Origin of the sequence: Stenotrophomonas sp. BIO128-Bstrain (genome assembly GCF_030128875.1) — a bacterium.
GTDB classification, from domain to species: Bacteria; Pseudomonadota; Gammaproteobacteria; order Xanthomonadales; family Xanthomonadaceae; genus Stenotrophomonas; species Stenotrophomonas bentonitica_A.
Genome location: NZ_CP124620.1, coordinates 610,049 through 633,108, shown reverse-complemented (window position 1 = coordinate 633,108; position 23,060 = coordinate 610,049). Strand labels below are relative to the sequence as shown.

The 23,060-nt window shown below is 67.5% G+C and carries 18 protein-coding genes and 1 pseudogene; 8 read left to right on the top strand and 11 right to left on the bottom strand.

The window, feature by feature from the left end; translation table 11 throughout:
* The 4 genes and pseudogenes from POS15_RS02695 to POS15_RS02680 all read right to left on the bottom strand — a co-directional run bounded on the left by POS15_RS02695 (position 1) and on the right by POS15_RS02680 (position 3,534).
* Positions 1 to 686: pseudogene (locus tag POS15_RS02695) on the bottom strand (C39 family peptidase).
* A 159-nt stretch (positions 687 to 845) separates the two neighbouring features.
* Complete coding sequence (locus POS15_RS02690; protein WP_284128920.1) at positions 846 to 2,312, bottom strand: adhesin; 1,467 nt, start codon at positions 2,310 to 2,312, stop codon at positions 846 to 848.
* Positions 2,313 to 2,368: 56 nt separating this feature from the next.
* Positions 2,369 to 3,007, bottom strand: coding sequence for a hypothetical protein (locus POS15_RS02685; RefSeq protein WP_046273258.1), 639 nt, complete (start codon positions 3,005 to 3,007; stop codon positions 2,369 to 2,371).
* On the bottom strand, positions 3,004 to 3,534 hold the full coding sequence (locus tag POS15_RS02680; RefSeq protein WP_019182623.1) for a hypothetical protein: 531 nt from the start codon (positions 3,532 to 3,534) through the stop codon (positions 3,004 to 3,006). The genes POS15_RS02685 and POS15_RS02680 overlap by 4 nt, the downstream gene beginning before the upstream one ends.
* A gap of 694 nt (positions 3,535 to 4,228) precedes the next feature.
* Between POS15_RS02680 and POS15_RS02675 the strand changes: the two genes are divergently transcribed.
* Complete coding sequence (locus tag POS15_RS02675) at positions 4,229 to 5,449, top strand: ISL3 family transposase (protein ID WP_284128102.1); 1,221 nt, start codon at positions 4,229 to 4,231, stop codon at positions 5,447 to 5,449.
* Between the two features lie 57 nt (positions 5,450 to 5,506).
* Here POS15_RS02675 and POS15_RS02670 read toward each other — a convergent pair whose 3' ends face one another.
* Positions 5,507 to 6,835 carry a dicarboxylate/amino acid:cation symporter gene (locus tag POS15_RS02670; RefSeq protein ID WP_019182622.1) on the bottom strand — a complete coding sequence of 443 codons (1,329 nt, stop codon included), beginning with the start codon at positions 6,833 to 6,835 and terminating at the stop codon, positions 5,507 to 5,509.
* A gap of 149 nt (positions 6,836 to 6,984) precedes the next feature.
* On the opposite strand from POS15_RS02670, the gene POS15_RS02665 reads away from it, so the two are divergent.
* From POS15_RS02665 to POS15_RS02645, 5 genes are all read left to right on the top strand, one after another.
* A complete protein-coding gene (locus POS15_RS02665) occupies positions 6,985 to 8,697 on the top strand; it encodes an alkaline phosphatase (RefSeq protein WP_284128919.1) in 1,713 nt (570 codons plus the stop codon).
* On the top strand, positions 8,697 to 9,281 hold the full coding sequence (locus POS15_RS02660) for a WG repeat-containing protein (RefSeq protein WP_284128918.1): 585 nt from the start codon (positions 8,697 to 8,699) through the stop codon (positions 9,279 to 9,281). Before POS15_RS02665 ends, POS15_RS02660 begins: the two co-directional genes overlap by 1 nt.
* Before the next feature lie 64 nt (positions 9,282 to 9,345).
* Positions 9,346 to 10,635, top strand: coding sequence for a tRNA lysidine(34) synthetase TilS (gene tilS, locus POS15_RS02655; RefSeq protein WP_284128917.1), 1,290 nt, complete (start codon positions 9,346 to 9,348; stop codon positions 10,633 to 10,635).
* Positions 10,636 to 10,671: 36 nt separating this feature from the next.
* On the top strand, positions 10,672 to 10,932 hold the full coding sequence (locus POS15_RS02650; RefSeq protein ID WP_019182618.1) for an exodeoxyribonuclease VII small subunit: 261 nt from the start codon (positions 10,672 to 10,674) through the stop codon (positions 10,930 to 10,932).
* Positions 10,922 to 11,800 (top strand): farnesyl diphosphate synthase, encoded by an 879-nt coding sequence (locus POS15_RS02645; RefSeq protein ID WP_019182617.1) that lies wholly within the window; start codon positions 10,922 to 10,924, stop codon positions 11,798 to 11,800. Before POS15_RS02650 ends, POS15_RS02645 begins: the two co-directional genes overlap by 11 nt.
* A 102-nt stretch (positions 11,801 to 11,902) precedes the next feature.
* Here the strand turns inward: POS15_RS02645 and POS15_RS02640 are convergent, their stop codons facing one another.
* On the bottom strand, positions 11,903 to 12,280 hold the full coding sequence (locus tag POS15_RS02640; protein ID WP_019182616.1) for a DUF4870 domain-containing protein: 378 nt from the start codon (positions 12,278 to 12,280) through the stop codon (positions 11,903 to 11,905).
* 78 nt (positions 12,281 to 12,358) lie between these two features.
* Positions 12,359 to 13,726, bottom strand: coding sequence for a metalloprotease PmbA (gene pmbA, locus POS15_RS02635; protein WP_019182615.1), 1,368 nt, complete (start codon positions 13,724 to 13,726; stop codon positions 12,359 to 12,361).
* A gap of 68 nt (positions 13,727 to 13,794) precedes the next feature.
* Here pmbA and yjgA point away from each other — a divergent pair, with 68 nt between their 5' ends.
* A complete protein-coding gene (gene yjgA, locus POS15_RS02630; protein ID WP_019182614.1) occupies positions 13,795 to 14,409 on the top strand; it encodes a ribosome biogenesis factor YjgA in 615 nt (204 codons plus the stop codon).
* 78 nt (positions 14,410 to 14,487) lie between these two features.
* Here the strand turns inward: yjgA and tldD are convergent, their stop codons facing one another.
* Genes tldD through POS15_RS02610 form a run of 4 tightly spaced genes read right to left on the bottom strand, consistent with a single transcriptional unit; the run spans position 14,488 to position 21,940 of the window.
* The gene (gene tldD / locus POS15_RS02625; RefSeq protein ID WP_284128916.1) at positions 14,488 to 15,933 is read right to left on the bottom strand and encodes a metalloprotease TldD; all 1,446 of its coding nucleotides are present in this window, start codon (positions 15,931 to 15,933) and stop codon (positions 14,488 to 14,490) included.
* Between the two features lie 54 nt (positions 15,934 to 15,987).
* A complete protein-coding gene (locus POS15_RS02620) occupies positions 15,988 to 19,848 on the bottom strand; it encodes a YhdP family protein (protein ID WP_284128915.1) in 3,861 nt (1,286 codons plus the stop codon).
* Between the two features lie 30 nt (positions 19,849 to 19,878).
* A complete protein-coding gene (gene rng / locus POS15_RS02615) occupies positions 19,879 to 21,366 on the bottom strand; it encodes a ribonuclease G (RefSeq protein ID WP_019182611.1) in 1,488 nt (495 codons plus the stop codon).
* On the bottom strand, positions 21,359 to 21,940 hold the full coding sequence (locus POS15_RS02610) for a Maf-like protein (RefSeq protein ID WP_019182610.1): 582 nt from the start codon (positions 21,938 to 21,940) through the stop codon (positions 21,359 to 21,361). The genes rng and POS15_RS02610 overlap by 8 nt, the downstream gene beginning before the upstream one ends.
* A gap of 130 nt (positions 21,941 to 22,070) precedes the next feature.
* Here POS15_RS02610 and POS15_RS02605 point away from each other — a divergent pair, with 130 nt between their 5' ends.
* The gene (locus POS15_RS02605; protein WP_019182609.1) at positions 22,071 to 22,805 is read left to right on the top strand and encodes an SIMPL domain-containing protein; all 735 of its coding nucleotides are present in this window, start codon (positions 22,071 to 22,073) and stop codon (positions 22,803 to 22,805) included.
* Positions 22,806 to 23,060 lie beyond the last annotated feature (255 nt).

Here is a 23,060-nt window from a genome sequence, read left to right as displayed (position 1 = left end):
TTAAAACAGATCGGCATGGGTGAATCCGAAATCGACGAGTTCCGCGTCGGTGATCGGTCCCTGCCTGGCGTACAGCGAACGGGCACTCGGCCGTTCACGGGCTGCAGCAGCACCGTGTTGCGATCGAAGTCACTGCCGATCACGACAAACACGGCGCGCGACGGCCACGCCTGGAGAAATTCGCTGACGGGAATGCTGCGGTTGCCCAGGATCGGGTCGGCCACATCCACCACATCGCCACGGACCTGCTTGAGGACCACGAAATGGCGGAAGCCCCGCACATCCATCAGCACCAGCCCGGGCACGCGCAGTGAGCGCAGGCGCTCTTCATTGACGCGGTAGCCGCGTCCACGCATGCCCATCGATTCGACATAACGCTTGATGTCCAGCAGCGAAAACCCACGCTGGTGCACCAGTTGTGGATCCGAGACCCCCATCATCCCTTCGATCACCGTGCCCTCATCCGCCTCCAGGTGGTAGGCGTAGCGCAGGATCGTGGCCAGCGCAGCGGCGCCACAGCTGTAATCGGTGTGTTGCCGTACGACATTGCGGAAGCGCCGTTCCTGCATGCTTTCCACGCGCTGGGTGAGCACTGCCCCGTTGGGCAGCACACCACTGAAGCCGATGTCGCCGGCCCGCACCAGCCCGATGGGCATCATCAGCATCGACAGTGCCCAGGCCAGCATCCAGGTGCGCATACGTGTGGACATGGTCTACTCCGGCTCAGGAAGGAGCCCCTGCCCCAAGGGGGAGAAGGGACAGGGGCTCCCGGGGAGCCCGGTCATTGGCGGATGACCGGGTTTGTTGCGCTCAACGCGTACTGCCTGCGAAAACGGACAACCTTCTTACTGTTCCGGACCGCCGCCGCCACCGCCGCCGGTGGAGGGCTGCGCAACCGCCAGGGCCAGGCTGTTGGCCTGCAGGTTGCCGGTACCGGAGGCCACGTTCACCCCGATGTTGCCGGAGGCGCCGGAGAACGCACTGCCGGACAACGCCGCGGTGTTGGTCGCATCCACGTTCACCCAGCGGGTGGTGGAGACGGTGCCGCTCAGGCTCGCGTAGAGATCGGCCACGCCCAGTTCGACGAACTGGCTGGTGCCGCGCTCATCGGTATCGAAGGCAATGCCGCCCACGCCCGGACGATTCGGGTTGGCGGTGGCATTCTGGATATCGCTATCCAGATCGATGTGGCCGTTCGCGCTGCCGCTCGGGTGATCCAGCGCGCCGCTCCAGCTGTCCAGGTAGTAGTTGTCTTTCTGGTAGGCACTACCCGTGCCGCTGTAACGACCCGCACCCACTGCCAACGTGGCGCCGGCGACGCGACCGCTCAGGTTCACGTCCACGGTGTCGGTCATCGACTGCAGGTAGCCGGCGTTGCTGACGGTGTTGCCGGAGGACACCTGGTTGGAGCTGATGCTCGAGGTCGCATAGGCGCTGGTGGCGACCGATGCGGCGAGCGCGTTCTTCTGCTCGTTGTTGTTGCCGGAAGCGACGTTGGCGCCGATGTTGCCCGACGCACCGCTGAAGGCATTGCCACCCAGGCCCGCAGCGTTGGTCACGCCGGAGTTGATCGTGGTGTTGCCACCGCCGAACTGGTTGACGAAGACTTCCGCATCGGCCATGCCGAAGCTGAAGGAGGCATCGGCGGCGGACAGCGAGGCGGCGTTGTCCTGCGCGTTGTTGTCACCGGCGGCGACGTTGAAGCCCAGGTTGCCGGAGGCATCGGCACCGACGTCGTCGGCGATCGAGGCGCTGTTGGTCACCAGGCTGTTGCCGGCCAGATTGTTGGTGACCGACTGGCGGTTGTCGATGACGGCGATGGCGGCCGAATCGATGTCGATCGAGCCGGTGATTTCCGGATCGCCCGAGAAGCTGATATCCGAGCTCAGGCGCAGGTCCTTTTCAATGTTGACGTCGACGCCGTGGTTGTTCTTTTCCTGGCGCTCGTCAGCCTGGATGTTGCTGGTCTTGTTGACGTTCTCGGTGACGTTGCGGTTGCTGGTCACGTTGCGGTTGCTGGTGACGTTGGTGTTGCTCGTCACGTTGTCGTTGATGGTGGTGTTGGTGGTGCTGTTGTTGTTGCGGGTGTTGTTCCAGGTCCGGTTCCAGGTGCGCGAATCGGTATCGGTGTTGGTGGTGGTATTGGTTTCGGTGTTGGTATCGGTGTTGGTGTTGGTGCGCGTTTCAGCCACGTTGTGCAGGTGGTTGATGTTGGCGCTCTGGTTCTGGTTGTCGCGGTCATTGCCCCAGCCATTGGCGCCGGCGGAGGCGGATGCAGCGGCGACGGCGATGGCCAGTACGGTCCGTTTCATGTTGGTGTTCATGGTGCCCTCTCTCTCATCACAGACAATCGGGTGGATGTGACTACTCACGGGGTGGACTGCACCGAAATGCTCAGTTGGTTTGCGGTGGCGTTGCCGGATCCCGCGATCTGATTGAGTTGCAGGACGCCGTCGAATCCCTGCAGTGCGGAGGCTTCGACCGCCACCCTGCGAGTTCCGGCCGACCGACCGCTGTTGACGGCCCCCTGCCCCCCTGCTGACGCGAGCGCGCCCGACGCGGCCAAGGCCTCGTCGTTCGTTTCGCGTATGCCCTGTTGCGCCAGCGTGGCGGTGACGACGTTGAGCGTCGCGTTACCATTGCCGCTGGCCTGGTTGATCGATGCGACGCCGCTGGCGCCGTTCAGTGCCTGGCCGCCGATCGTGGCGCTGGCGTCCATGGCGGTGTCGCTGATGCTGAGGTTGTTGGACTGCTGCTGGCGCGCATCGACATTGATGTGGGCGTTGCGGCCGTTGGCGATGCCCATCAGGTTGGCCTGCTGGTTGAGATCACCGGCGGCCATGTTGACGGTCATGGCGCCATCGGCGCCGGCCAGGGTGCGGCCGTCGATGCGGCTCTGGTTGAGATAGGACAGCATCGCGGCGTAGTCGTTGCCCTGCTGGGCATGCGCGGCCAACGGCGCGAGCATCAGGCCCGTGAGCAGTGCGGTGCGCAGGACGGTGTTCATTTGCCGGGCCCGCCCGCAGGCTGGCCGAGCGGGAACTGGGCCAGCGCACCGCGCACCTGGTCGCCAATGCCGCGGGTCGCGTTGCCGACCGCGCCCATGGGTCCGCCGATGGTGTTGCTGAACTGGCCGCTGGACAGCATGCCGCTGTCGGTGACCTTGCCGAGCGTGCCGTTGACGGTATGCCCGGTGACGCGCTCGATGGTGGTGGCGTTGCGCGGAATGCCGGCACCGGTGTTGGAGCCGAGCGAGGCGTAATCGTCATCGCTGAGTTCATCCATGCCGGTGGAGGTGCCGAGAGCGTGGCCGATTTCGCGGCGCGGCGAGGGGTCTGCGATGAGGGCCATGCCCGGAGGTGCGGGGCGATAGGCCGGTCGTGCGGAGACGTCACGCAGGAGGACGATTTCGCCGGGCTGGGCCTTGACGCCCTGGCGTGCGCCAGAGGCGTTGGCGGCGGCCGGCACGGCGAGTGCAGCGGCGAGCAGCCACAGGGTGGTGTGTCGTGTGCGGTGTGCGGCAACGCTGTCCATGGCGACCTCCGATGACATGCGGAGGGGTGGAGCAGCATTCGTGCCAAGTTCTGGACGCCCGTGCATCCTAGCTTTCCGTGCGGTTCGGGTTAGTCGCACGCAACATTGCTGTTACAGGGGCGTTGGCATTTGGGCGAATGAATGGGTCGGTGCGGTGATCACGCGTTGCTGACAGGTAGACGCGGTGCGGGTGTATCACGGGTGTTACACCGGGTGATACAGGGGTTTACGGTGCGGATTCAGGGTGGTTGCCTGGCGCGCGCAACGCTTCAACTGTTCACTGGCGGGGGCGGCCGGTGTGTCGAGCGCTGGGCCTCGCTACGCTTGTCGGCGAATGTCCCCCGGTGCCGGCCTGCGGCCGTCCCCTCCTCCTTGATTTCGCCCACAAGCGCAGCGAGGCCCATCGTATCCAGCCACTGGCGCCCCCCTCAGCAAGCACATGTTTGCAGTACGCCTACCACCGCGCACGAGCCCCGAAGCGGCCGGTAGGCTCCTGGGCAAAATCAAGGAGGAGGCCGTCGCCGCCAGGCGGCGGCCGGGGGACATTTGCCGAGGGGCCTGCCGGTCGCTTCGGGGCGTAACGCTCGCGGACACCCAAAGCGGAAAAAAAAGGTTCTTCTCCCATCTGAGGGGAGAAGGCGCACGGCCGACCAGCTAGATTTGTAGTTGTCGAGAAAACAAACCGAGGCCGGCCGTGGCCAAGCTGGATTGTATGCCGTTGCTGGGAGGCTGGGCGGGGTATCGCCTGGATGGATGGCGCCGCGAGGCACGTGGCGGAGCCACGTGGCTGGTGCTTTCGCTGTTGCCTGATTCACGCCGCCGACGACGCTGCAGTGGCTGCGGCAAGTGGGTCGTGGCCATCCACGACCAGACGCTCCGGCGCATCCGTGACTTGCCCGTGTTCGACGAGCCGGTGGAGTTGGAAGTCCAGCGGCAGCGGCTGGCCTGCCCTCGCTGCGGGCCGAAACTGGAGCACTTGGATTGGCTGGAGCGGCATGCCCGGGTAACGCAACGGCTTGCGCAGAGCGTGGCACGCATGTGCGCCACCACCTCGATCCATGCCACCGCAAAGTGGCATGGTCTGGACTGGAAGACGGTCAAAGCGCTTGATTTCAGGCATCTGATGCAGACGCTGGGCCCAGTGGACCTATCGGACGTACGCGTGATCGCGATGGACGAGTTTGCGATCCAGAAGGGGCATCGCTACGCCACCGTGGTCGTCGAGCCATCGCGCAAGCGCGTGCTCTGGGTCGGCCGAGGACGCAGCCGCGCTGACATCCGTCCCTTCTTTGAACTACTCGGCAGGGTCGGTTGCGAACGCATCCAAGCCGTAGCAATGGACATGAATTCGGCCTTTGATGTGGAGGTCAAAGCCCAGTGCCCCAATGCTGAAGTGGTCTACGACCTCTTCCATGTCGTGGCCAAGTACGGGCGCGAAGTCATTGATCGGGTGCGGGTGGACGAGGCCAATCGCCTACGCACCGACAAGCCCGCGCGACGGGTGGTGAAGACCTCGCGCTGGCTCCTGCTGCGCAACCGGCAAAACGTCCCGGCCGAGCAGCGCGTCCAACTCGAGGAGCTGCTGGCCGCCAACAAAGCCCTGCTGACCACTTATCTGCTCAAAGACGACCTGAAGCAGCTGTGGCGCTACCGAAGCCAGAGCTGGGCGGAGAAGGCCTGGCGGTCATGGAAGCATCGCGCCCTGCGAAGCGGGCTGGAGCCGCTGCGCATCTTTGTCCGCCGTCTGCAGCCTTATCTCCCGGGCATCCTGGCCCACTGCCGATGGCCGCTCGGGACGAACCTGGTGGAAGGCATCAACAACAAGATCAAGGTCATCAAGCGCGTTGCCTACGGATACCGAGATGACGCGTACTTCTTCCTGAAGATCCGGGCGGCCTTCCCCGGAGTTGGGTGAAGAACCAAAAAAAAGACCGGCTCTCGCCGGTCTTTGGGTGCTGCGTTCGTGCCTGCATCAGGACGTTCGTTCTTCGCCCTCATCCACGCCCAAGTTGGTGGATGGGTTGTCGTAGACCGCGCGGTCGAGCAGGCCGGTTTCCTTGGCAACGATGACCGGGACCAGCATCTGGCCGGTAACGTTGGTCATGGTGCGCATCATGTCCAGGATGCGGTCGATCGCGTAGAGGTAGCCGATGGTTTCCAGTGGCAGGTTGGCCGCGCTCAGCACGACGGTGGCCATGACCACGGCGGTGCCGGGGACGCCGGCGGTGCCGAAGCTGCCCAGGACCGAGGCGATCAGCACGACGATGTACTGCTCGGGGGTGAGCGGGACGCCGGTGTACTGGGCGATGAAGACGGCGCACAGGGCGGGATAGATCGCGCCGCAGCCGTCCATCTTGATGCTGGCACCCAGGGGGACGGCGAAGGAGGCGTAGTCCTTGTTGACGCCAAGGTTGTGGGTGATCGAGCGCATCGCGGCCGGCATGGCCGCGAAGCTGGAGGAGCTGACGAAGGCCACCTGCATGCCGGGGGCGGCGCCGCGGAAGAATTTCAGCGGGTTCAGGCCGTGCATGAGCAGGAGGCTGCCGTAGACCACCACGATGTGCAGCGCGCAGGCGATGTACAGGGCCAGGACGAAGTTGCCGAGCGGCAGCAGTTTCTCGAAGCCATAGCTGCCGACCAGGCCGGCGATCAGGCCGAAGGTGCCCAGCGGGGTGATCTCCAGCACGAAGCGGGTCACCTGGATCATGATGTCGCTCATCTGGCCGGTCAGCTTGCGTGCTTCGCTGACCTTGTCGCCCAGCTTGACCATGGCGAAGCCGAGCAGGCCGGCGAAGAAGATCACCGGCAGGATCGAACCGCGGCCGGCGGCCAGGACGGTTTCACCGGCGGCGTTGACGCGGGTGCCGATGCCGGTCAACGCGTAGAACACGTTGGAGGGCACGACATCCATCAGCACCTTGATCACGCTGGGTACTTCGCGCGGGGTGTAGCTGTGGTCCATGCTCAGGCTGAGCGCGCCGCTGCCCGGCTGCATGAGGGTGCCCACGCCCAGCCCCACGCACACGGCCAGGGCCGCGGTGATGATGAACCACAGGAAGGTGCGCCCGCCGAGTGCCGCCACGGACTTCTGCCCGTGCAGCGAGGAAATGGCGTTGATCACGGCGAAGAACACCAGCGGCACCGCGATCATCTTGATCAGGGTGACGTAGAGATCGCCGAGGGGGCCGAACCAGGTTTCGGCCGCCGGGCCGAGCAGCCAGCCGGCCAGTGCGCCCAGCACGAAGCCGCCGAGGACCCGTTGCCAGAAGGGGATCCGCAGCCAGGCAGAGACCAGCTTCATGTGCGTTCCAGAGATGATTTGACAGCTAGGCACCTTAGCCCAAGCCGGGCCGCGGAACGAGGCGTGGACGGAAAATCAGCGTGTCATCGGCGTGCCTTGCGGCGTTCTGCATAATGAACGCCCGTTTCACATGTGAGATTCATTCATCCATGTTCCGTTTCACGCCCCTGGTGGCTGCCGTCACCACCCTGCTGCTCGGCGCCTGCGCCAGTACCGCTCCCTCCTCCAGCGCCTCTGCCGGCGCGGTCCAGGTCGATGTGCCGGCCATTGCCCACCCTGCTGGGGAGACGCCGCAGTGGTGGTACCGCAGCGGCGCGGCACGGGCGGCCAGCACCGGTGCGATGGACGGCAAGGCCAAGAACGTCATCCTGTTCCTGGGCGACGGCATGAGCCTGACCACGGTGGCGGCGGCGCGCATCTTCGAGGGGCAGCGCAACGGGCACCCGGGCGAGGAGAACCTGCTGTCCTGGGAGCGCTTCCCGGCGACGGCGTTCAGCAAGACCTACAACACCGATTCGCAGACGCCGGATTCGGCGGGCACCATGACCGCGATCACCACCGGCGTGAAGACCCACATGGGCGCGATCGGCGTCAGCGCGGGCACCCGCAATGACTGCGCCGACAGCCTCGACAAGGGCCTGCTGACCTGGCTGCAGCTGGCCGACAGTGCCGGCATGGCGACCGGCGTGGTCTCTACCGCCCGCCTGACCCATGCCACCCCGGCAGCGACCTACGCGCACTCGCCGGAGCGCAACTGGGAGAACGACACCGATGTGCCGGAAGAGGCCAAGGCCGCCGGCTGCCGTGACATCGCCCAGCAGCTGCTGTCGACCTCGCGCTTCGGGCGCGGCCCGCTGGTCGCCCTCGGCGGCGGACGCGGTGAGTTCACCACGGTGGAAGAGCGCGATCCCGAGTACGACGACAAGGTCGGCCAGCGCCTGGACGGGCGCAGCCTGGTGACCGAATGGCAGCAGGCGCACCCGCAGGGCGCGTACGTATGGAACGCCAGGCAGCTGCAGGCGGCGGCCAATGCGCCGGCCATCCTGGGCCTGTTCGAGCCGGACCACATGCGCTACGAAGCCGAGCGCAAGGACGACCCGGCCGGTGAGCCGAGCCTGGCCGAGCTGACCAAGGCGGCGATCGCCAATCTGTCGCGCCATCAGGAAGGCTATGTGCTGATGATCGAGGGCGCGCGCATCGATCACGCCAACCACAGCGGCAACGCCTACCGGGCGCTGACCGATACGGTGGCGCTGTCCGATGCGGTGCGCGCCGCGGTCGAGGCCACCTCCGACCAGGACACGTTGATCATCGTCACCGCCGATCACTCCCACACCCTGAACTTCGTCGGTTACCCGGCCCGTGGCAACCCGATCCTGGGCAAGGTCAAGGACAAGGGGGGCGAAGACGGTGCCGGCAAGCTGGACCTGGCCCGCGACGGCCTCGGCCTGCCCTACACCACGCTGACCTACGCCAACGGCCCGGGCTACACCGGTGCCACCAACCAGCAGCCGGTCGGCCCGAAGCGCTACCCGCACAACCCGAGCAGCTTCGATCCGACCACGGGTCGGCCGGACCTGACCGCGGTGGATACCGAGCATCCCGATTACATGCAGGAAGCGCTGGTCCCGGCCAAGAGCGAATCGCATGGCGGCGAAGACGTCGGCATCTGGGCACGTGGCCCGGGCAGCAAGGCGGTCCGCGGCACGATGGAGCAGAACGCGATCTACCACATGATCGTGCAGGCCACCCCGCGCCTGCGCCAGCGCCTGTGCGAAGCCGGCACCTGCGATGCCAAGGGCGTGCCGGTCGAGCTGCCCAAGCCGACCGCGTTCGAGCGCCAGGCGGGCGACAGCAAGTAATGCATCAAATTCGTCGCAATGCAGCGAACAGGGGCCGCCTCGCGCGGCCCCTGCTGCTGGTGGCCGGTCTGTTCGCATCGCCGCTGACCTTGGCCGCCGACACCGGCACCGGCACCGGCGCCGGCACCGGCTGCACCGCCCTGACCCAGGAAGATGGGCTGCAGCCGCTGCCCGGTTGCCAGTGGCTCGATGGGCATCTGGAACTCGACGCGGCGTCCCTGGCGTCGCTGTCCTACGATCGGGACGGGCTGGCAGCGGTGTACGCCGGCGGTGGATTCCACTACGTCCGTGCCGATGGCCGTCAGTTGCCGGTGATCACCTTCGACAACGGCCCGGACTACGTCGTGGAGGGGTTGGTGCGTGGGCGTGTCGGGCAGCGCATCGGTTACTTCGATACCCAGCTGCGCCAAGCCTTTCCGGGCACGTTCGATTTTGGCTGGGCGTTCGATGACGGGGTGGCCCGCGTCTGCGAAGGCTGCCGTCCGGGCACGCCGGACGACCACGGCCACATCGCGATGGTTGGCGGCACCTGGTATCGCATCGATCGGCAGGGGCGCCCGGCGATGGATGCCGGCACACCGTGATTCCCGCGTGGCAACGTCGCCACGCAGCACCGATACTGCCGGTCTGCCTGAGATCGCACTTCCCATGACCTCCCTGCTGCCGCCACCGCCCTCTGTCGTCCACCCTGTGCTGGTCGGCTTCAGCGGTGGGCTCGATTCCACCGTCCTGCTGCACTGGCTGGCCACCTCGCCGGCACAGCGGACGGCCGGCCTGCGCGCCGTGCATATCCATCACGGCCTGCAGGAACAGGCTGACGCCTGGACCGTGCACTGCACGCAGCTCTGTGCGCGCTGGAACATCCCGCTGCGGGTGATCCGCGTGCAGGTGCCGCGTCACCAGGGACAAGGCCTGGAAGCCGCCGCGCGGCATGCGCGCCGTGAGGCGTTCGCTTCGCAGCTGCTGCCTGGTGAACACCTGGCCCTGGCCCATCACCGCGATGACCAGGCCGAGACCTTCCTGATGCGTGCGCTGCGCGGCTCCGGCGTGGATGGGTTGGCCTCCATGCAGGTCACCAGCGCGTTTGGCGCCGGCACCGTGTGGCGGCCCTTGCTGGAGGTTCCGCGCAGTGCGTTGCGCGCACATGCGCAGGCCGAGGGGCTGGAGTGGATCGAAGATCCCAGCAATGCCAGCGATGACGCCGATCGCAACTTCCTGCGGCTGCACGTGCTGCCGCAACTGCGCCAGCGCTGGCCGCAGGCCGATGCGGCATTTGCCCGGAGTGCCGCCTTGTGCGCGCAGTCCCAGCACCTGCTCGACAGTGCCGACCGCGACGCATTGGAACGCTGCAGCGTCGGCCCCGGCGTGATCGACTGCGCGCGGCTGCTGCGCCAGCCGCTCGAGCGCCGCGCACGGTTGCTGCGGCACTGGGTGCGCGGCAGTGGCCTGCCGCCGCTGCCGGCAGCGGGCGTGGAGGCGGTCGAACGCGAGCTGCTCCCGGCTGCCCACCACGCCGATGCGCAGTTCGCCTGGCAGGGGGCACGCATCCGCCGCTGGCGCGGCCAACTGCACCTGCTCTCGGCCAGCCTGGCCTTGCCGGCCGACTGGAGCGTGCACTGGGATGGCCGCGCGCCGCTGGCATTGCCAGACGGTGGCGAGCTGGTCCTGCTTGGCACGGACGCCGGTTTCGATAGCCCGGTGCAGATCCGCGCACGCCGCGGCGGCGAGCGCATCCAGCTGCCCGGGCGCACGCATTCCCATGCGCTCAAAGACCTGCTGCAGCAGCAGGGCCTGCCGCCGTGGCAGCGTCGCCAGCTGCCGCTGCTGTTCGACGAGGACACATTGCTGGCCGCCGGTGACCGGGTTATCGGTGCGGCCCTGCAACCGTGGCTGCTGGCCCATCACGCGCAGTTGCAGTGGACACCCGGCGCGGCGTGAATTGACCCCGCCCGGCCAGCAGCCCACACTTGGCACATGGCAAAGAAGTCCCCCAATGAAACCTCCCCGGTCGCCCACTTCGAGCAGTCGCTGGAAGAGCTGGAGCAGCTGGTGGAGAAGATGGAAACCGGCGAAATGAGCCTGGAGCAATCGCTCAGCGCCTACGAACGTGGCGTCGGCCTGTACCGCCAGTGCCAGCAGGCGCTGGAACAGGCCGAACTGCGCGTGCGCCTGCTCAGCGATCCGGCCCAGCCCGACACCGCGGTGCCATTCGACCCGCCCAGCCATGACGGTTGAGGCCACGTTCGCGCGTTGGCGCGACCGGATCGAAAGCCAGCTCGACGCCAGCCTGCCCTCCCCGTCCGATGCCCCGCGTGGACTGCACCAGGCGATGCGCTATGCGGTGCTCGGGGGCGGCAAGCGCATGCGCCCGCTGCTGGTGTATGCAAGCGGCCGGATTTTCGGCGCCGACGAGAACGCGCTGGACGCGCCGGCGATGGCGGTCGAGCTGATCCACGCGTATTCGCTGGTGCATGACGATCTGCCGGCGATGGACGATGACGCCCTGCGTCGCGGCCGCCCGACCACGCACATCGCCTTTGATGAAGCCACCGCGATCCTCGCCGGTGATGCCCTGCAGACGCGCGCGTTCGGCCTGATCGCCGATGCGCCGCTGCCCGCGTCACTGCGCGTGGCCTGCCTGCAGACGCTGGCCCACGCCTCCGGTGCCGCCGGCATGTGCGGCGGCCAGGCGCTGGATATCGACGCCACCGGTCATCAACAGCCGCTGCAGGATCTTGAGCGCATGCACGCGCTCAAGACCGGCGCACTGATCCGCGCGGCGGTGCGCATGGGCGCGCTGTGTGGCCAGGCACCCGCCGCCGATCTGGCAACGCTGGATACGGTCGCCTCGGCGCTCGGTCTGGCATTCCAGGTGCGCGATGACATCCTCGATGTCGAAGCCAGTTCCGAACAGCTCGGCAAGACCGCCGGCAAGGACGAGGCACAGGCCAAGTCGACCTTCCCGGCACTGCTCGGCATGGACGGGGCGAAGGCGCATCTGCGCACGCTGAGCGAGCAGATGTTCGATGGCCTGGCCGGATATGGCGAGCCGGCAGATGCACTGCGTGCGCTGGCGAAGCTGGCGGTTGAGCGGGACCACTGAGCGACCGTGCCGGCAGCCACGCATGGCGTGGTTGCACAACGCCAGGACACAGAAAAACGCCCGGGAATCCCGGGCGTTTTTCGTTCCAGCGCTGCGGATCGATTACTTGATCAGGCGCAGGGCGAACGGATAACGGTAGGCTTCGCCGTTGTTGGCCTTGACTGCTGCGATGATGCAGAAGATCACGTTGAGCAGGCCGACGATCGGCGCCAGCAGGCCGCCGATGATGACGATGGTCAGCACGATGCAGATCAGCATCGCGATGGTGATGGTGATCTGGAAGTTCAGCGCTTCCTTGGCCTGGTCGGTGACGAAGCGCTTGCTGCTGTCGTCCTTGTTGATCAGCCAGATGATCAGCGGGCCGAGGAACCAGGTGAAGATGCCCAGCAGGTGGGCCACCAGCGCCATGGTGCGCTGATCGGCCGGTGCCGGGGCGCTCACCGGCGGCGGCGGGGTGGTGACGTTGTCGAAATCGCTCACGTGAAACTCCTTGTTCGAGGTAATGGGTATTGCACGCGGCAGGCTCCCCGCCTGCCAGGGCAGCCCCAATAGAATACGTCAATCGTTACCCGCAACGGTCATTCGTCCTACAAGGATCGAACCGGTGTGCACGTGCGAGCGGGTGTCGATGTCGGCACCCACCGCTTCGATGCTGGCGAACATCTCTTTGAGGTTGCCGGCGATGGTAATGCCGTCCACCGGGTAGCTGATCTCGCCGTTCTCCACGCGGAACCCGCCGGCGCCGCGCGAGTAATCACCGGTCACGCTGTTGACGCCCTGCCCCATCAGTTCGGTGACCAGCAGGCCATTGCCCATCTGCCGGGCGATCGAGACCAGATCGTCCGCGTTGGCGGTGACCTTGAGGTTGTGCACGCCACCGGCGTTGGCGGTGGTCGGCAGGCCCAGCTTGCGCGCCGAATAGCTGCCCAGGATGTAACGCTCCAGCACGCCATCGCGGATCAGCGCCGAATTGCGCGTGGCCACGCCATCGCCGTCGAAGGCGGCCGAACGCAGCCCGCGGCGCAGCAGCGGCAGTTCTTCAATGCCGAACCACGCCGGGAACAGCCGGGTGCCAACGCTGTCGAGCAGGAAGCTGGCGCGGCGGTACAGCGCCCCGCCGGAGACGGCGCCGAGCAGATGCCCGATGAGCGAGCGGGCCACCTCCGGCGAATACAGCACCGGCATCTGCGCGGTGGTCATCGAGCGCGGCTCCAGGCGGGCGACGGTGCGTTCGGCGGCGCGGCGGCCGATCGAGGCGGCATCATCCAGGTCTTCCCGGGCCAGGGCGCTGCTGTACCAGCCATCGCGCTGCATGCCATCGCCCTGGCCCGCGATCAGCGCGCAGCCGATCGAGTGGTGGCTGCTGCGCTCGCGGCCGATGAAGCCATGCGAGTTGGCATACACCGACAGGCTCTGCGCGGTCGCGGCGGAGGCACCGTCGGAATTGCTGATGCGGGTGTCGGCCTCACGGCCGGCCGCTTCGCAGGCCAGCGCCAGGTCCAGCGCCGCATCGGCGCTGAGCTCCCAGGGGTGCCAGCCGTCCAGATCCGGGAACTCGCGGGCCATCAGCGCCGCCTCGGCCAGCCCGGCGGCTTCGTCGTCCTCGGTGTGACGGGCGATCGCGCAGGCCTGGGCCACGGTCGACTCCAGGCTGCTCTCGCGCAGGTCGGCGGTGCTGGCACTGCCCTTGCGCTGGCCGAAGTAGACGGTCACGGCGATGCCGCGGTCACGGGTGGACTCGACCGTTTCGACCTCGCCCAGGCGCACGTTCACATCCAGCCCGCGCTCATCGCTGCAGCTGACCTCGGCCTGGGTGGCGCCCAGGGCCTTGGCCCGCTCCAGCAGGCGCTGGGAGATGTCGGCCAGCTGCTCCAGGCGCTGCAGGCTGTCGTCGGCCGGGGAGACTTCAGGGGAGATCACGTTCAATGCTTTATCCTGTACAGGTGAGTGCCCGGCGCGACGCCGGCACAGTTTACGGATGTGGAAATAAGAAGATGCGCGGACGCGACGAAGAAACCGGTGAATTCCTTGATATCAGCCGCAGCCAGAACCGCCGGGCTGCGCTGGACGTGCTGGCCCTGGGCGAGAAGCTGGTCTCGCTGACCCCGGCCCAGCTGGCGCGCCTGCCGGTGCCCGAAGACCTGCTGCCGCACATCGCCGAGGCCAAGCGCATCACCGCTCATATCGCCCACAAGCGCCAGCTGGCGTTCCTGGCCAAGCACATGCGCCGCGAAGACGACGCCGTGCTGGATGCGATCCGCAACGCGCTGGATGCCAACAGCGAGACCTCGCGCCGTGAAGTGGCCACCATGCACCGCGTTGAAGACTGGCGCGAGCGCCTGCTCAAGGACGGCGACAAGGCGCTGGGTGCGCTGCTGGACGAGTACCCGCATGCCGACCGCCAGGAGCTGCGCACGCTGGTGCGCAACGCCCAGGCCGAGAAGGCCAAGAACAAGCCGCCGCGCGCCTACCGGGAGATCTTCCAGGTGCTGCGTACGCTGCTGCTGCCGGCCGCGCTCGGCCTGGAGGGCGTGAACGCCTCGTCCGACGATGACCTGGACGACGCGGTCGATACCGATACCGACGGCGACGAGAACGCCGAGGACTGAGCCTCGGCGCTCACGCGGCACCGCCAGCACCAGGCTGGCGGCCGCGTCGTCGGGCAGCACGAGGGCACGCATCCCGGCTCAGGCCTGGGTGCCGCCCACGGTGATGCCATCGATCAGCAGGGACGGCTGGCCCACGCCGACCGGCACGCTCTGGCCATCCTTGCCGCAGATGCCCACGCCTTCGTCCAGGGCCAGATCGTTGCCGATCATGCGCACTTTCTGCATGGTTTCCGGGCCATTGCCGATCAGGGTCGCGCCCTTCACCGGCGCGGTGATTTTTCCGTCTTCGATCAGGTAGGCCTCGGTAGCCGAGAACACGTACTTGCCGCTGGTGATGTCGACCTGGCCGCCACCGAAGTTGACCGCGTACAGGCCACGCTTGACCGAGCGGATCATCTCTTCCGGATCGTGCTGGCCGGCGCGCATGTAGGTGTTGGTCATGCGCGGCATGGTCATGTGCGCGAACGACTCACGGCGGCCGTTGCCGGTCGGCGCCACGCCCATCAGGCGCGCGTTGAGCGAGTCCTGCATGTAGCCGACCAGGATGCCGTCTTCGATCAGCGTGGTGCACTGGGTCGGGTGGCCTTCGTCATCGATGTTCAACGAGCCGCGGCGCCCGTCCAGGGTGCCGTCGTCGACGATGGTCACGCCCGGCGCGGCCACGCGCTCGCCGATCCGGCCGGCGTAGACGCTGGTGCCCTTGCGGTTAAAGTCGCCTTCCAGGCCGTGGCCGACCGCTTCGTGCAGCAGCACGCCGGGCCAGCCCGGGCCGAGCACCACGGTCATCACGCCGGCCGGGGCCGGGATCGCCTCCAGGTTCACCAGTGCCTGGCGCAGCGCCTCGCGGGCGAAGCCCTCTGGGCGCCCCTCGGCGAACAGCTCTTCATAGCTGTAGCGGCCGCCGCCGCCGGAGTAACCGGATTCGCGACGGCCGTGCTGCTCGACGATCACCTGCACGTTCAACCGCACCAGCGGGCGGATGTCGGCGGCAAGCACGCCATCGCTGCGTGCGATCAGCACCGTGTCCACACCCCCGGAGAGGCTGACCATCACCTGCTGCACGCGCGGGTCGGCGGCGCGCAGGTAGCGGTCCAGGCGCTTGAGCATCTCGACCTTGGCCTCGTTGCCCATGTCATCGATGGGGTCCAGCGCCGGGTACAGCGCGCGGCCGCTGCCACGCACCAGCGAGCGGGCCGACTGCGCCCCGCCCTCGCGCGAAATCGCGCGGGCCGACTGGGCGGCGGCCAGCAGCGCATCGCTGTGGATGTCATCGGAATAGGCGAAACCGGTCTTTTCACCGGCGATGGCGCGCACGCCCACGCCCTGTTCGATCGAATGCGCACCGTCCTTGACGATGCCATCCTCCACGCTCCAGCTCTCGCGGCGCGCGTGCTGGAAATAGAGATCCCCGAAATCGATGCCCGGCCCCAACAGGGTACCGAACGTGCGTTCCAGACCGCCCGCATCCAGCCCGGCGGGCAGCAGCAGACGGTCGGTGGCCAGCGAAAGTGCGTTGTTGTTCATGCTCTTTGATCTATGGGCGCCGGGCGCAATCGCAACCCGGGCGCGGGAAAGGGGTCAGCGCGCCGGGGGTGCGGCCGGCGCCGGCCTGGGCGCGGTGTCGCGGTCGATCACCTCGACCTTGGGTTCGGCCCAGGGGCCGGTCACGCGGTAGGTCTTGGCGCCGATCTCGCCCAGCGGCTTGGACAGCACCGCGTTGGCCGCCGCGCCCACCGCGGCGCCCACCGGGCCGCCGGCCACGGCGCCAACGACGGTCAGCAGGTTGCCCGCGCGCGGATTGACGTCGATCGTCTGGTCAAAGCGCTGCTGGCGCAGATCGGTCTGGCCGCGGATGGTGATGTTCGCCGCCGGGCCTTCGATCAGCACCTTGTCGGTGGTGGCCATGCCGTCGCCGAAGGCCACGCTGCCTTCGACCTGGTTGAAGGCGAAGCCCTTGGAGAAGAAATCGCGGAAATCGAACATCAACCGGCGCGGCAGCTGGGCCACGCTCAGCAGCCCGAGCACGCGACCGGCGCCCGGCTCCAGCTCCAGCAGCTGGCCGTTGCGGGCATGCACGTCGAGCTGCCCCTGCAGCGCGCCCAGCTGGAAATCCGACGGCCCCCCCTGCCACCCGGCAGTCATGCTCAACTGGCCCTGCCCGCCACGCAGCTGGCCGCCGTAATCCAGGTTCTGCATCAGCCCGCCCAGGTCCTCACTCCTGACCTGCACGTTGAACTGGCTGCGCGCAGCCGCGCCCATGCCCATCCAGCGGCCATTGACGTCGATCTCCTGCTTGGGCGCGCGGAACTGCAGCTGGTCCACGCTCAGGCCGTTGGCCATCGGGCGGGTGCGCAGCACCGCCTGGCCGAGCCTGGCCTTGCCGAACTGCAGGTCCTCGATATCCAGCGACAGCGGCGGCACCTTGGCCGGGTTGGTGTCATTGGCACTGGCCTGGACCCGTGCAGGCAACGCCACGTCCGGCGGCAGCAGGATCGGGGCGCCATCACTGGGCGCCTTGACCGGCGTGGGTAGCGATTGCCAGTGGACGCGGCTGAGCTCGCCGACGATGGTGCCGCCATCGGCATTTGGCACGCTCAGGCTGCCCGCCAGCGAGGGGCCATCCAGGCGCACGTCCACGCTGTTGCCGGTCGGGCGCAGCTGCAGCCGGGTCTGCTCGAACACCCCACCGGCCAGCAACAGCTGGCCGACCTGCACATCCACATGGCGCAGCGGCATCGGGTCCTTGTCATCGCCCCCCTCGGGCGAACGGGCCAGGCCGATCCATTCCAGCGCATCCAATGAGCCGCTGCGGCCGTTGACCACCAGCCCACTGGCGGGGGGATCCCGATCCACATGGTCACTGCCGAGCGTGACCTGTACGCCGGTCTGGTTGTCATGGGTACGGGCAGCCAGCGCCAAACGCTGGCCGAACGCCACGTCCACGCGGCCACTGCCCATCGGCAGCTGCGCGGTCACGGCCGTGGCCAGCGGCGTGGCGGCCGGTTTGTCCAGCGGCGCGGGCAGCTCCAGCGTGGTCCCGACCAGGTCCGAATGCAGCTTGAGCACGGTCGGCGGCTCGACCTTGCTGCCGGCGGCGACCTTGGGCAGGGTCACCCCGATGGTCCAGCGCGAGGTGCCTTGGATATAGGGCTTGAGCCAGTTCAATTCCGGCGCGCGGTCCAGCAGCGCACCCGCGGCCAGCGAAGCGGTCAACTCGGATTCAAAGGCCTGCTGCGGGTCGCGCACGAACTCGCCGGCGCGCAGGCTGAGCAGCCCGTCCTGGCCTTGATGCCGCACGGCAAGCTGTTCCGCATCGAAGCCGCCATGACCGTAACGGGCCTGGCCGCGCATGTTCTCGAAGACCAGGTCGAAACGCTTCTCGGTGAGCGTCGCACCGTTGAGATCGACCGTGCCCTGCAGGTGACCTCCCCCTTCGTCGTGGTGCAGCGGCTGCAGCAGATCGAAGGTGACCGCAGCCGGTCCCTTCGCGGTCAGGTTGTCCAGGGTCTCGCCGTAGGTGGCCTGCAGGGGGCTCTGCTTGAGCATGGCCAGCAGTGCACCGGCATCGCTGCGGCTGGTCGCCTTGACGTACAGATCGGTCACGCCGAAATCCGGGATGCCGGCGTCGAAGTGGTCCACCGCCACACCCGCCAGGTCGCCCTTGCCATGCAGTTCGAAGCCCGGCCCAACGAAGGCGATGTCCGCATCGACCTTGTTCATCGCCGGCCAGTCGTGCTGGAAACGGATGCTGCCAGCGTCGATATGTCCGGTCGCTTCGAAGCGGCCATTGTTCTTGTCGAAGGGCCAGTCTTCCAGATCACCGGTCACCAGGCCCACGCCGCCGCGCACCTGCCCGGAGACCAGCGCGGCGTCCAGCCAATCGGTGGCGGCCTTGCTCATCTTGGAATGGATCCAGAAGCGTTTGGCGGCGGTCATCGGTACATCGTCGATCTTGGCCGCCAGCTCCAGCCACGGGCGCGTGCCGTTGTTCTGGAACCAGATACCGCCGCGTACATCGGCCGCGTAATCGGTGCCCTGCACGCGCAGGGCCGGGGTGCCGATGCGCCAGCCACCGGCTTCATCGCGCCAGCCGACCAGGCGGCCAGCCAGGCGCACGTCGTGGCGCTCGCCGAAGCCGCTGGGCCAATCAAACTGCATGACCCGCTGCGGCTGCAGCTCCAGGGTGAAGCCATCGGCGTCGCCATCGAAACGGCCGCCCACGCCGCTGAGCCCTGGCGAATGCCCGACCGCGGCAAAACGGATGTCTTCCAGGTCGCCTTCGACCGACAGCGGGCCGCCTTGTTCGCCCGCCACCCGCACGCGGGTCATCCGGACCTGCGGCGCGGCGTCATGCAGCCACTCGCGCAGGCCGGGGTCGATCCTGTCGGTCAGCGCCAGGCCGCGCAACAGCGCGGTGGCATCGATGTTGTCGCCGGCCAGCGCGAAATGCTGCCCGCCGGCCAGCAACAGCCCATCCAGTTGCTGGGTGCTGCCTTCCATGCCGATCCGCAGGCGCGGCGCATCGGCGCGCCAGCCACCGTGCACCCAGCGCCAGCGCGCGCGCAGCTCCAGCGTGTCCAGCGCCAGCTGCGGGTGGGTGCCGTCTGCAAGCTTCACGCCGCGGACCTGCACGTTCTGCAGGTCCGCATCCGTGGTGACCATCACCACCCGGTGATCGCGCAGATCCACCCATGCATTGAATTCACCGGTGCCCTGCTGCAGACCGATGCCGCCGAACTGCAGCAGCGAGGACCACGCACGGAAATCGGCCGGATCGGCCGACAGCCACGCCTGCCCATCGCCGCGCTTGCGCTCGAACTCCAGCACCGCTGTAAGCGGCTGGGTGGCGGGATCGGCCCAGGCACGGGCGCCCACGCGAAGGCGCTGGCCGTTGACGCGCAGGCGAAGGTCGATCCGCGGCAGCGAGGCGTTCACGCCCAGCGAGGGCGCATCGACCCGCAGCCGCCCGCCGATCACCTGCAGCTCGCCCAAGCGGCGCAGCGTTTCCAGCGGATCACCCGCAGCCGACTGCGGCAGCCCCTGCACCGACCAGCGGCCGTCATCGGCGCGCTGCAGCACCAGCGCCAAGCCACGCAGGCGCAGCTCGGTCAGCGAGTGACCCGGCAGCAGCCCGGCATACATTGACACCAGCACCTCGGCCTCGCCGATGCGCAGGCCCTGCCCTTCACCGATCCGCAGCCCTTTGAGCTGCAGCAGCGGCCCACGCCGGGTCCAGGCGGTATCCAGCGCATCGAAACGCACCGGCTGGCCGGCACGCGCGCTCAGCCATGCCGCCACCCTGTCCGGATGTCGCTCGGCCAGCGGCAGCAGCTGGCTGGCGGTGCCGACCAGCAGGGCCACGCCCACGAGCAGGACCGCCACCGCATACACGGCATGGCGGCGGATCCGGCGCAGGCGCAGGCGCAGCGGTGTGCTCATCGGAACCTGGGAACGCCGGACCGGCCGCGGTCAGAGCAGCACGACATCGAACTGCTCCTGCAGGTACTGCTCGTCCGCCTGGAAGCGGATGCTCTTGCCCAGGAACTCCTCCAGTTCGGCCACCGCCGAGGACTCCTCGTCGGTGATGCGCGCGACCACCTTCGAGGAGGCAATCACCAGCAGGCGGGCCGCATCGAACTGGCGCACCGCCCGGGTGATCTCGCGGAAGATCTCATAGGTCACCGTCTCGGCGGTCTTGATCGAACCCCGCCCGCTGCACTCCGGGCACGGCTCGGACAGCTGTCGCTCCAGGCTTTCCACGGTGCGCTTGCGCGTCATCTCGACCAGGCCCAGCGGCGAGAAGTCGTAGACGGTGGTCTTGGCATGGTCGCGGGCCAGCGCCTTCTCCAGCGTGCGCAGCACCTGACGGCGATGCTCGGCATCATCCATGTCGATGAAGTCGATGATGATGATGCCGCCCAGGTTGCGCAGCCGCAGTTGGCGCGCCACGGCCTGCGCCGCTTCAAGATTGGTGCGGAACACCGTCTCTTCGAGATTGCGCTGGCCCAGGAACGAACCGGTGTTGACGTCGATCGTGGTCATCGCCTCGGTCTGGTCGATCACCAGATAGCCACCGGACTTGAGCGGCACCTGCTTGTCCAGCGCCCGGCCGATCTCGTCCTCGACCCCGAACATGTCGAAGATCGGGCGATCGCCGCTGTACAGCTCCAGCTTCTCGGCCAGCACCGGCATGTACTTGGCCACGAATGCCTGCAACTGGTTGAAGGTCTCCTTGGAGTCGACCTTGACCTTGTCCACGTCCTTGCGGATCAGGTCGCGCACCGAGCGCAGCGGCAGGCTCAGGTCTTCATAGATCACGCTGCACGGGGCGGCATCGCGGCCACGGCGCTCGACCACGTTCCAGACCCGCGACAGGTAGGCCACGTCCTCGGCGATCGCTTCGGCCGGCTGGCCTTCGGCGTTGGTGCGCACGATATAGCCATAACCGCCGTGCTGGGCCGACAGTTCGGTCACCAGGGTCTTCAGGCGCGCGCGCTCGGCCTCGTCTTCGATCCGGGCCGACACGCCCACCACCTTGGACTGCGGCAGCAGCACCATGTAGCGCGAGGGAATGCTGATCTGCGTGGTCAGCCGGGCCCCCTTGGTCCCGATCGGATCCTTGACCACCTGCACCACGATGTCCTGGCCATCGCGCAGCAGCTCCACGATCGGCACCGAGGACGGCGGCGGCAGGGTGGTGCCTTCGGTATCGGCGCTGGCCACCGGGGCCGGGCGGATCACGTCGTTGGCGTGCAGGAACGCGGCGCGCTCCAGCCCGACCTCCACGAACGCCGCCTGCATGCCGGGCATCACCCGCTGGACCTTGCCTTTGTAGATGTTGCCGACGACGCCACGGCGCCAGCCGCGTTCGATATGCAGCTCCTGCAGCATGCCGTTTTCGATGACGGCGACGCGGGTTTCCCGCGGGGTGACATTGACCAGGATTTCTTCAGACATGGGCGACTCCCTTCAGTTCAAACGCCTGCAGCAACTGCTCGGTCTGTTGCAGGGGCAAACCCATCACACCCGAATAGCTTCCCGCCAGGTGGCGGATATATCGTTCGGCGCCGCCCTGGATCGCATAGGCGCCGGCTTTGTCCATCGGCTCGCCCGTGGCCACGTAGGCGGCGATCCGGTCCTCGTCGATCGCCGCGAACGTCACCTCCGAGACCACCAGTACGCCCTGCTCCCGGCCGGCGGCGACCAGCGCCACGGCGGTCATCACCTGGTGGGTGCGCCCGGCCAGCGCGCGCAGCATCGCGCGCGCATCGTCGGCATCGACCGGTTTGCCGAACACGCGCCCATCCAGCACCACCTCGGTGTCCGAGCCGAGCACCACCGCGTCCGGGTCATGGGCGACCAGCGCCAGCCCGGCACGCGCCTTGTCGGCGGCGACCCGCTGCACGTAATCGGCGGCCGACTCGGCGGGCGCGCGGACTTCGGGCACGTGAAGGTCGAGCGCCTGGAACGGTCGGTCCAGGCGCGCAAGCAGTTCGTTTCGTCGGGGGGATCGAGAGGCGAGATAAAGCATCGAGGAAGCATAACCTGAGGCTACTGTCTGAATCGCAAGCAACACCCTCCAATCGTCATCAACCCCATCAAACCTCACGACGCGTTCATCGCCCCGACACCAACCTCAACGTCTTCACAAGGAGATGTACATGCGCCGCCCGTCCCTGTCCCCGTTGCTGCTCGCCCTGTCCCTTGCCCTGGGAGCTTCGATGACCGCCCACGCCCAGTCCCAGCCCGCCATCGCCGTGCCGGCCGACGGCACCCTGCTCAACATTTCGGCCAATGCCGAGGCCAGGCGCGTGCCGGACGTGGCCACACTGTCGGCCGGTGTCGTCACCCAGGCCGTGGACGGCAACACCGCCATGCGCCAGAACGCCGAGCAGATGACCAAGGTGCTTGCCGCGATCAAGGCCGCCGGCATTGCCGAGCGCGATGTGCAGACCAGCGGCGTCAACCTGAGCCCGCAGTACCGTTACGCCGACAACGAGGCGCCGAAGATCACCGGCTACCAGGCCAGCAATACGGTCAGCCTGAAGGTGCGCGACATCGCCAGGCTCGGCAAAGTGCTTGATGCACTGGCCGCGCAGGGCGCCAACCAGATCAACGGCCCGCAGTTCGAGATCGACCAGCCCGAGCCGGTCTACGACGAAGCCCGCCTGGCCGCACTGAAGAAGGCCCAGGCCCGCGCCGAAACATATGCCAAGTCGCTGGGCCTGCGCGTGCGCCGGATCGTGAGCATCTCCGAAAGCGGTGGCGGCAACTTCCGCCCGGTGATGATGCGTGCGGCGGCCGCGCCGATGGCGGCCGATGTCTCCACGCCGGTGTCGCCGGGCGAATCGACCGTGTCGGTCAACCTGGACGTGGTGTTCGATCTGGGCCGGTAACACGTCGCAGCAGAGCGGACCCACGGTCCGCTCCTGCCTGGCATGACGGCGCCTTAGGGCGCCGTCATGCTGTCCGCGGTCATAGCCCGACTGCACTCTGCGGCGCACCGCCATCGTCGATGGTCCGGTCGTCGAGGCCGATGGCCGGGTGTCGGTGGAATTCTCGTTGCCGCGTTGAGGCGTCCGGAGAGCCCCGCGACGGGGCTCTCCCCATTCATACAACGCCCTCACGCCATCTTTCCCGAATTAAGCAAT

Excerpts from the sequence above, each read along its gene's own strand:
- POS15_RS02690 (WP_284128920.1), bottom strand. The coding sequence starts at position 2,312 with ATGAAACGGACCGTACTGGCCATCGCCGTCGCCGCTGCATCCGCCTCC.
- POS15_RS02685 (WP_046273258.1), bottom strand. The coding sequence starts at position 3,007 with ATGAACACCGTCCTGCGCACCGCACTGCTCACGGGCCTGATGCTCGCG.
- POS15_RS02680 (WP_019182623.1), bottom strand. The coding sequence starts at position 3,534 with ATGGACAGCGTTGCCGCACACCGCACACGACACACCACCCTGTGGCTG.
- POS15_RS02670 (WP_019182622.1), bottom strand. The coding sequence starts at position 6,835 with ATGAAGCTGGTCTCTGCCTGGCTGCGGATCCCCTTCTGGCAACGGGTC.
- POS15_RS02665 (WP_284128919.1), top strand. The coding sequence starts at position 6,985 with ATGTTCCGTTTCACGCCCCTGGTGGCTGCCGTCACCACCCTGCTGCTC.
- POS15_RS02660 (WP_284128918.1), top strand. The coding sequence starts at position 8,697 with ATGCATCAAATTCGTCGCAATGCAGCGAACAGGGGCCGCCTCGCGCGG.
- tilS (WP_284128917.1), top strand. The coding sequence starts at position 9,346 with ATGACCTCCCTGCTGCCGCCACCGCCCTCTGTCGTCCACCCTGTGCTG.
- POS15_RS02650 (WP_019182618.1), top strand. The coding sequence starts at position 10,672 with ATGGCAAAGAAGTCCCCCAATGAAACCTCCCCGGTCGCCCACTTCGAG.
- POS15_RS02645 (WP_019182617.1), top strand. The coding sequence starts at position 10,922 with ATGACGGTTGAGGCCACGTTCGCGCGTTGGCGCGACCGGATCGAAAGC.
- yjgA (WP_019182614.1), top strand. The coding sequence starts at position 13,795 with ATGCGCGGACGCGACGAAGAAACCGGTGAATTCCTTGATATCAGCCGC.
- tldD (WP_284128916.1), bottom strand. The coding sequence starts at position 15,933 with ATGAACAACAACGCACTTTCGCTGGCCACCGACCGTCTGCTGCTGCCC.
- POS15_RS02620 (WP_284128915.1), bottom strand. The coding sequence starts at position 19,848 with ATGAGCACACCGCTGCGCCTGCGCCTGCGCCGGATCCGCCGCCATGCC.
- rng (WP_019182611.1), bottom strand. The coding sequence starts at position 21,366 with ATGTCTGAAGAAATCCTGGTCAATGTCACCCCGCGGGAAACCCGCGTC.
- POS15_RS02610 (WP_019182610.1), bottom strand. The coding sequence starts at position 21,940 with ATGCTTTATCTCGCCTCTCGATCCCCCCGACGAAACGAACTGCTTGCG.
- POS15_RS02605 (WP_019182609.1), top strand. The coding sequence starts at position 22,071 with ATGCGCCGCCCGTCCCTGTCCCCGTTGCTGCTCGCCCTGTCCCTTGCC.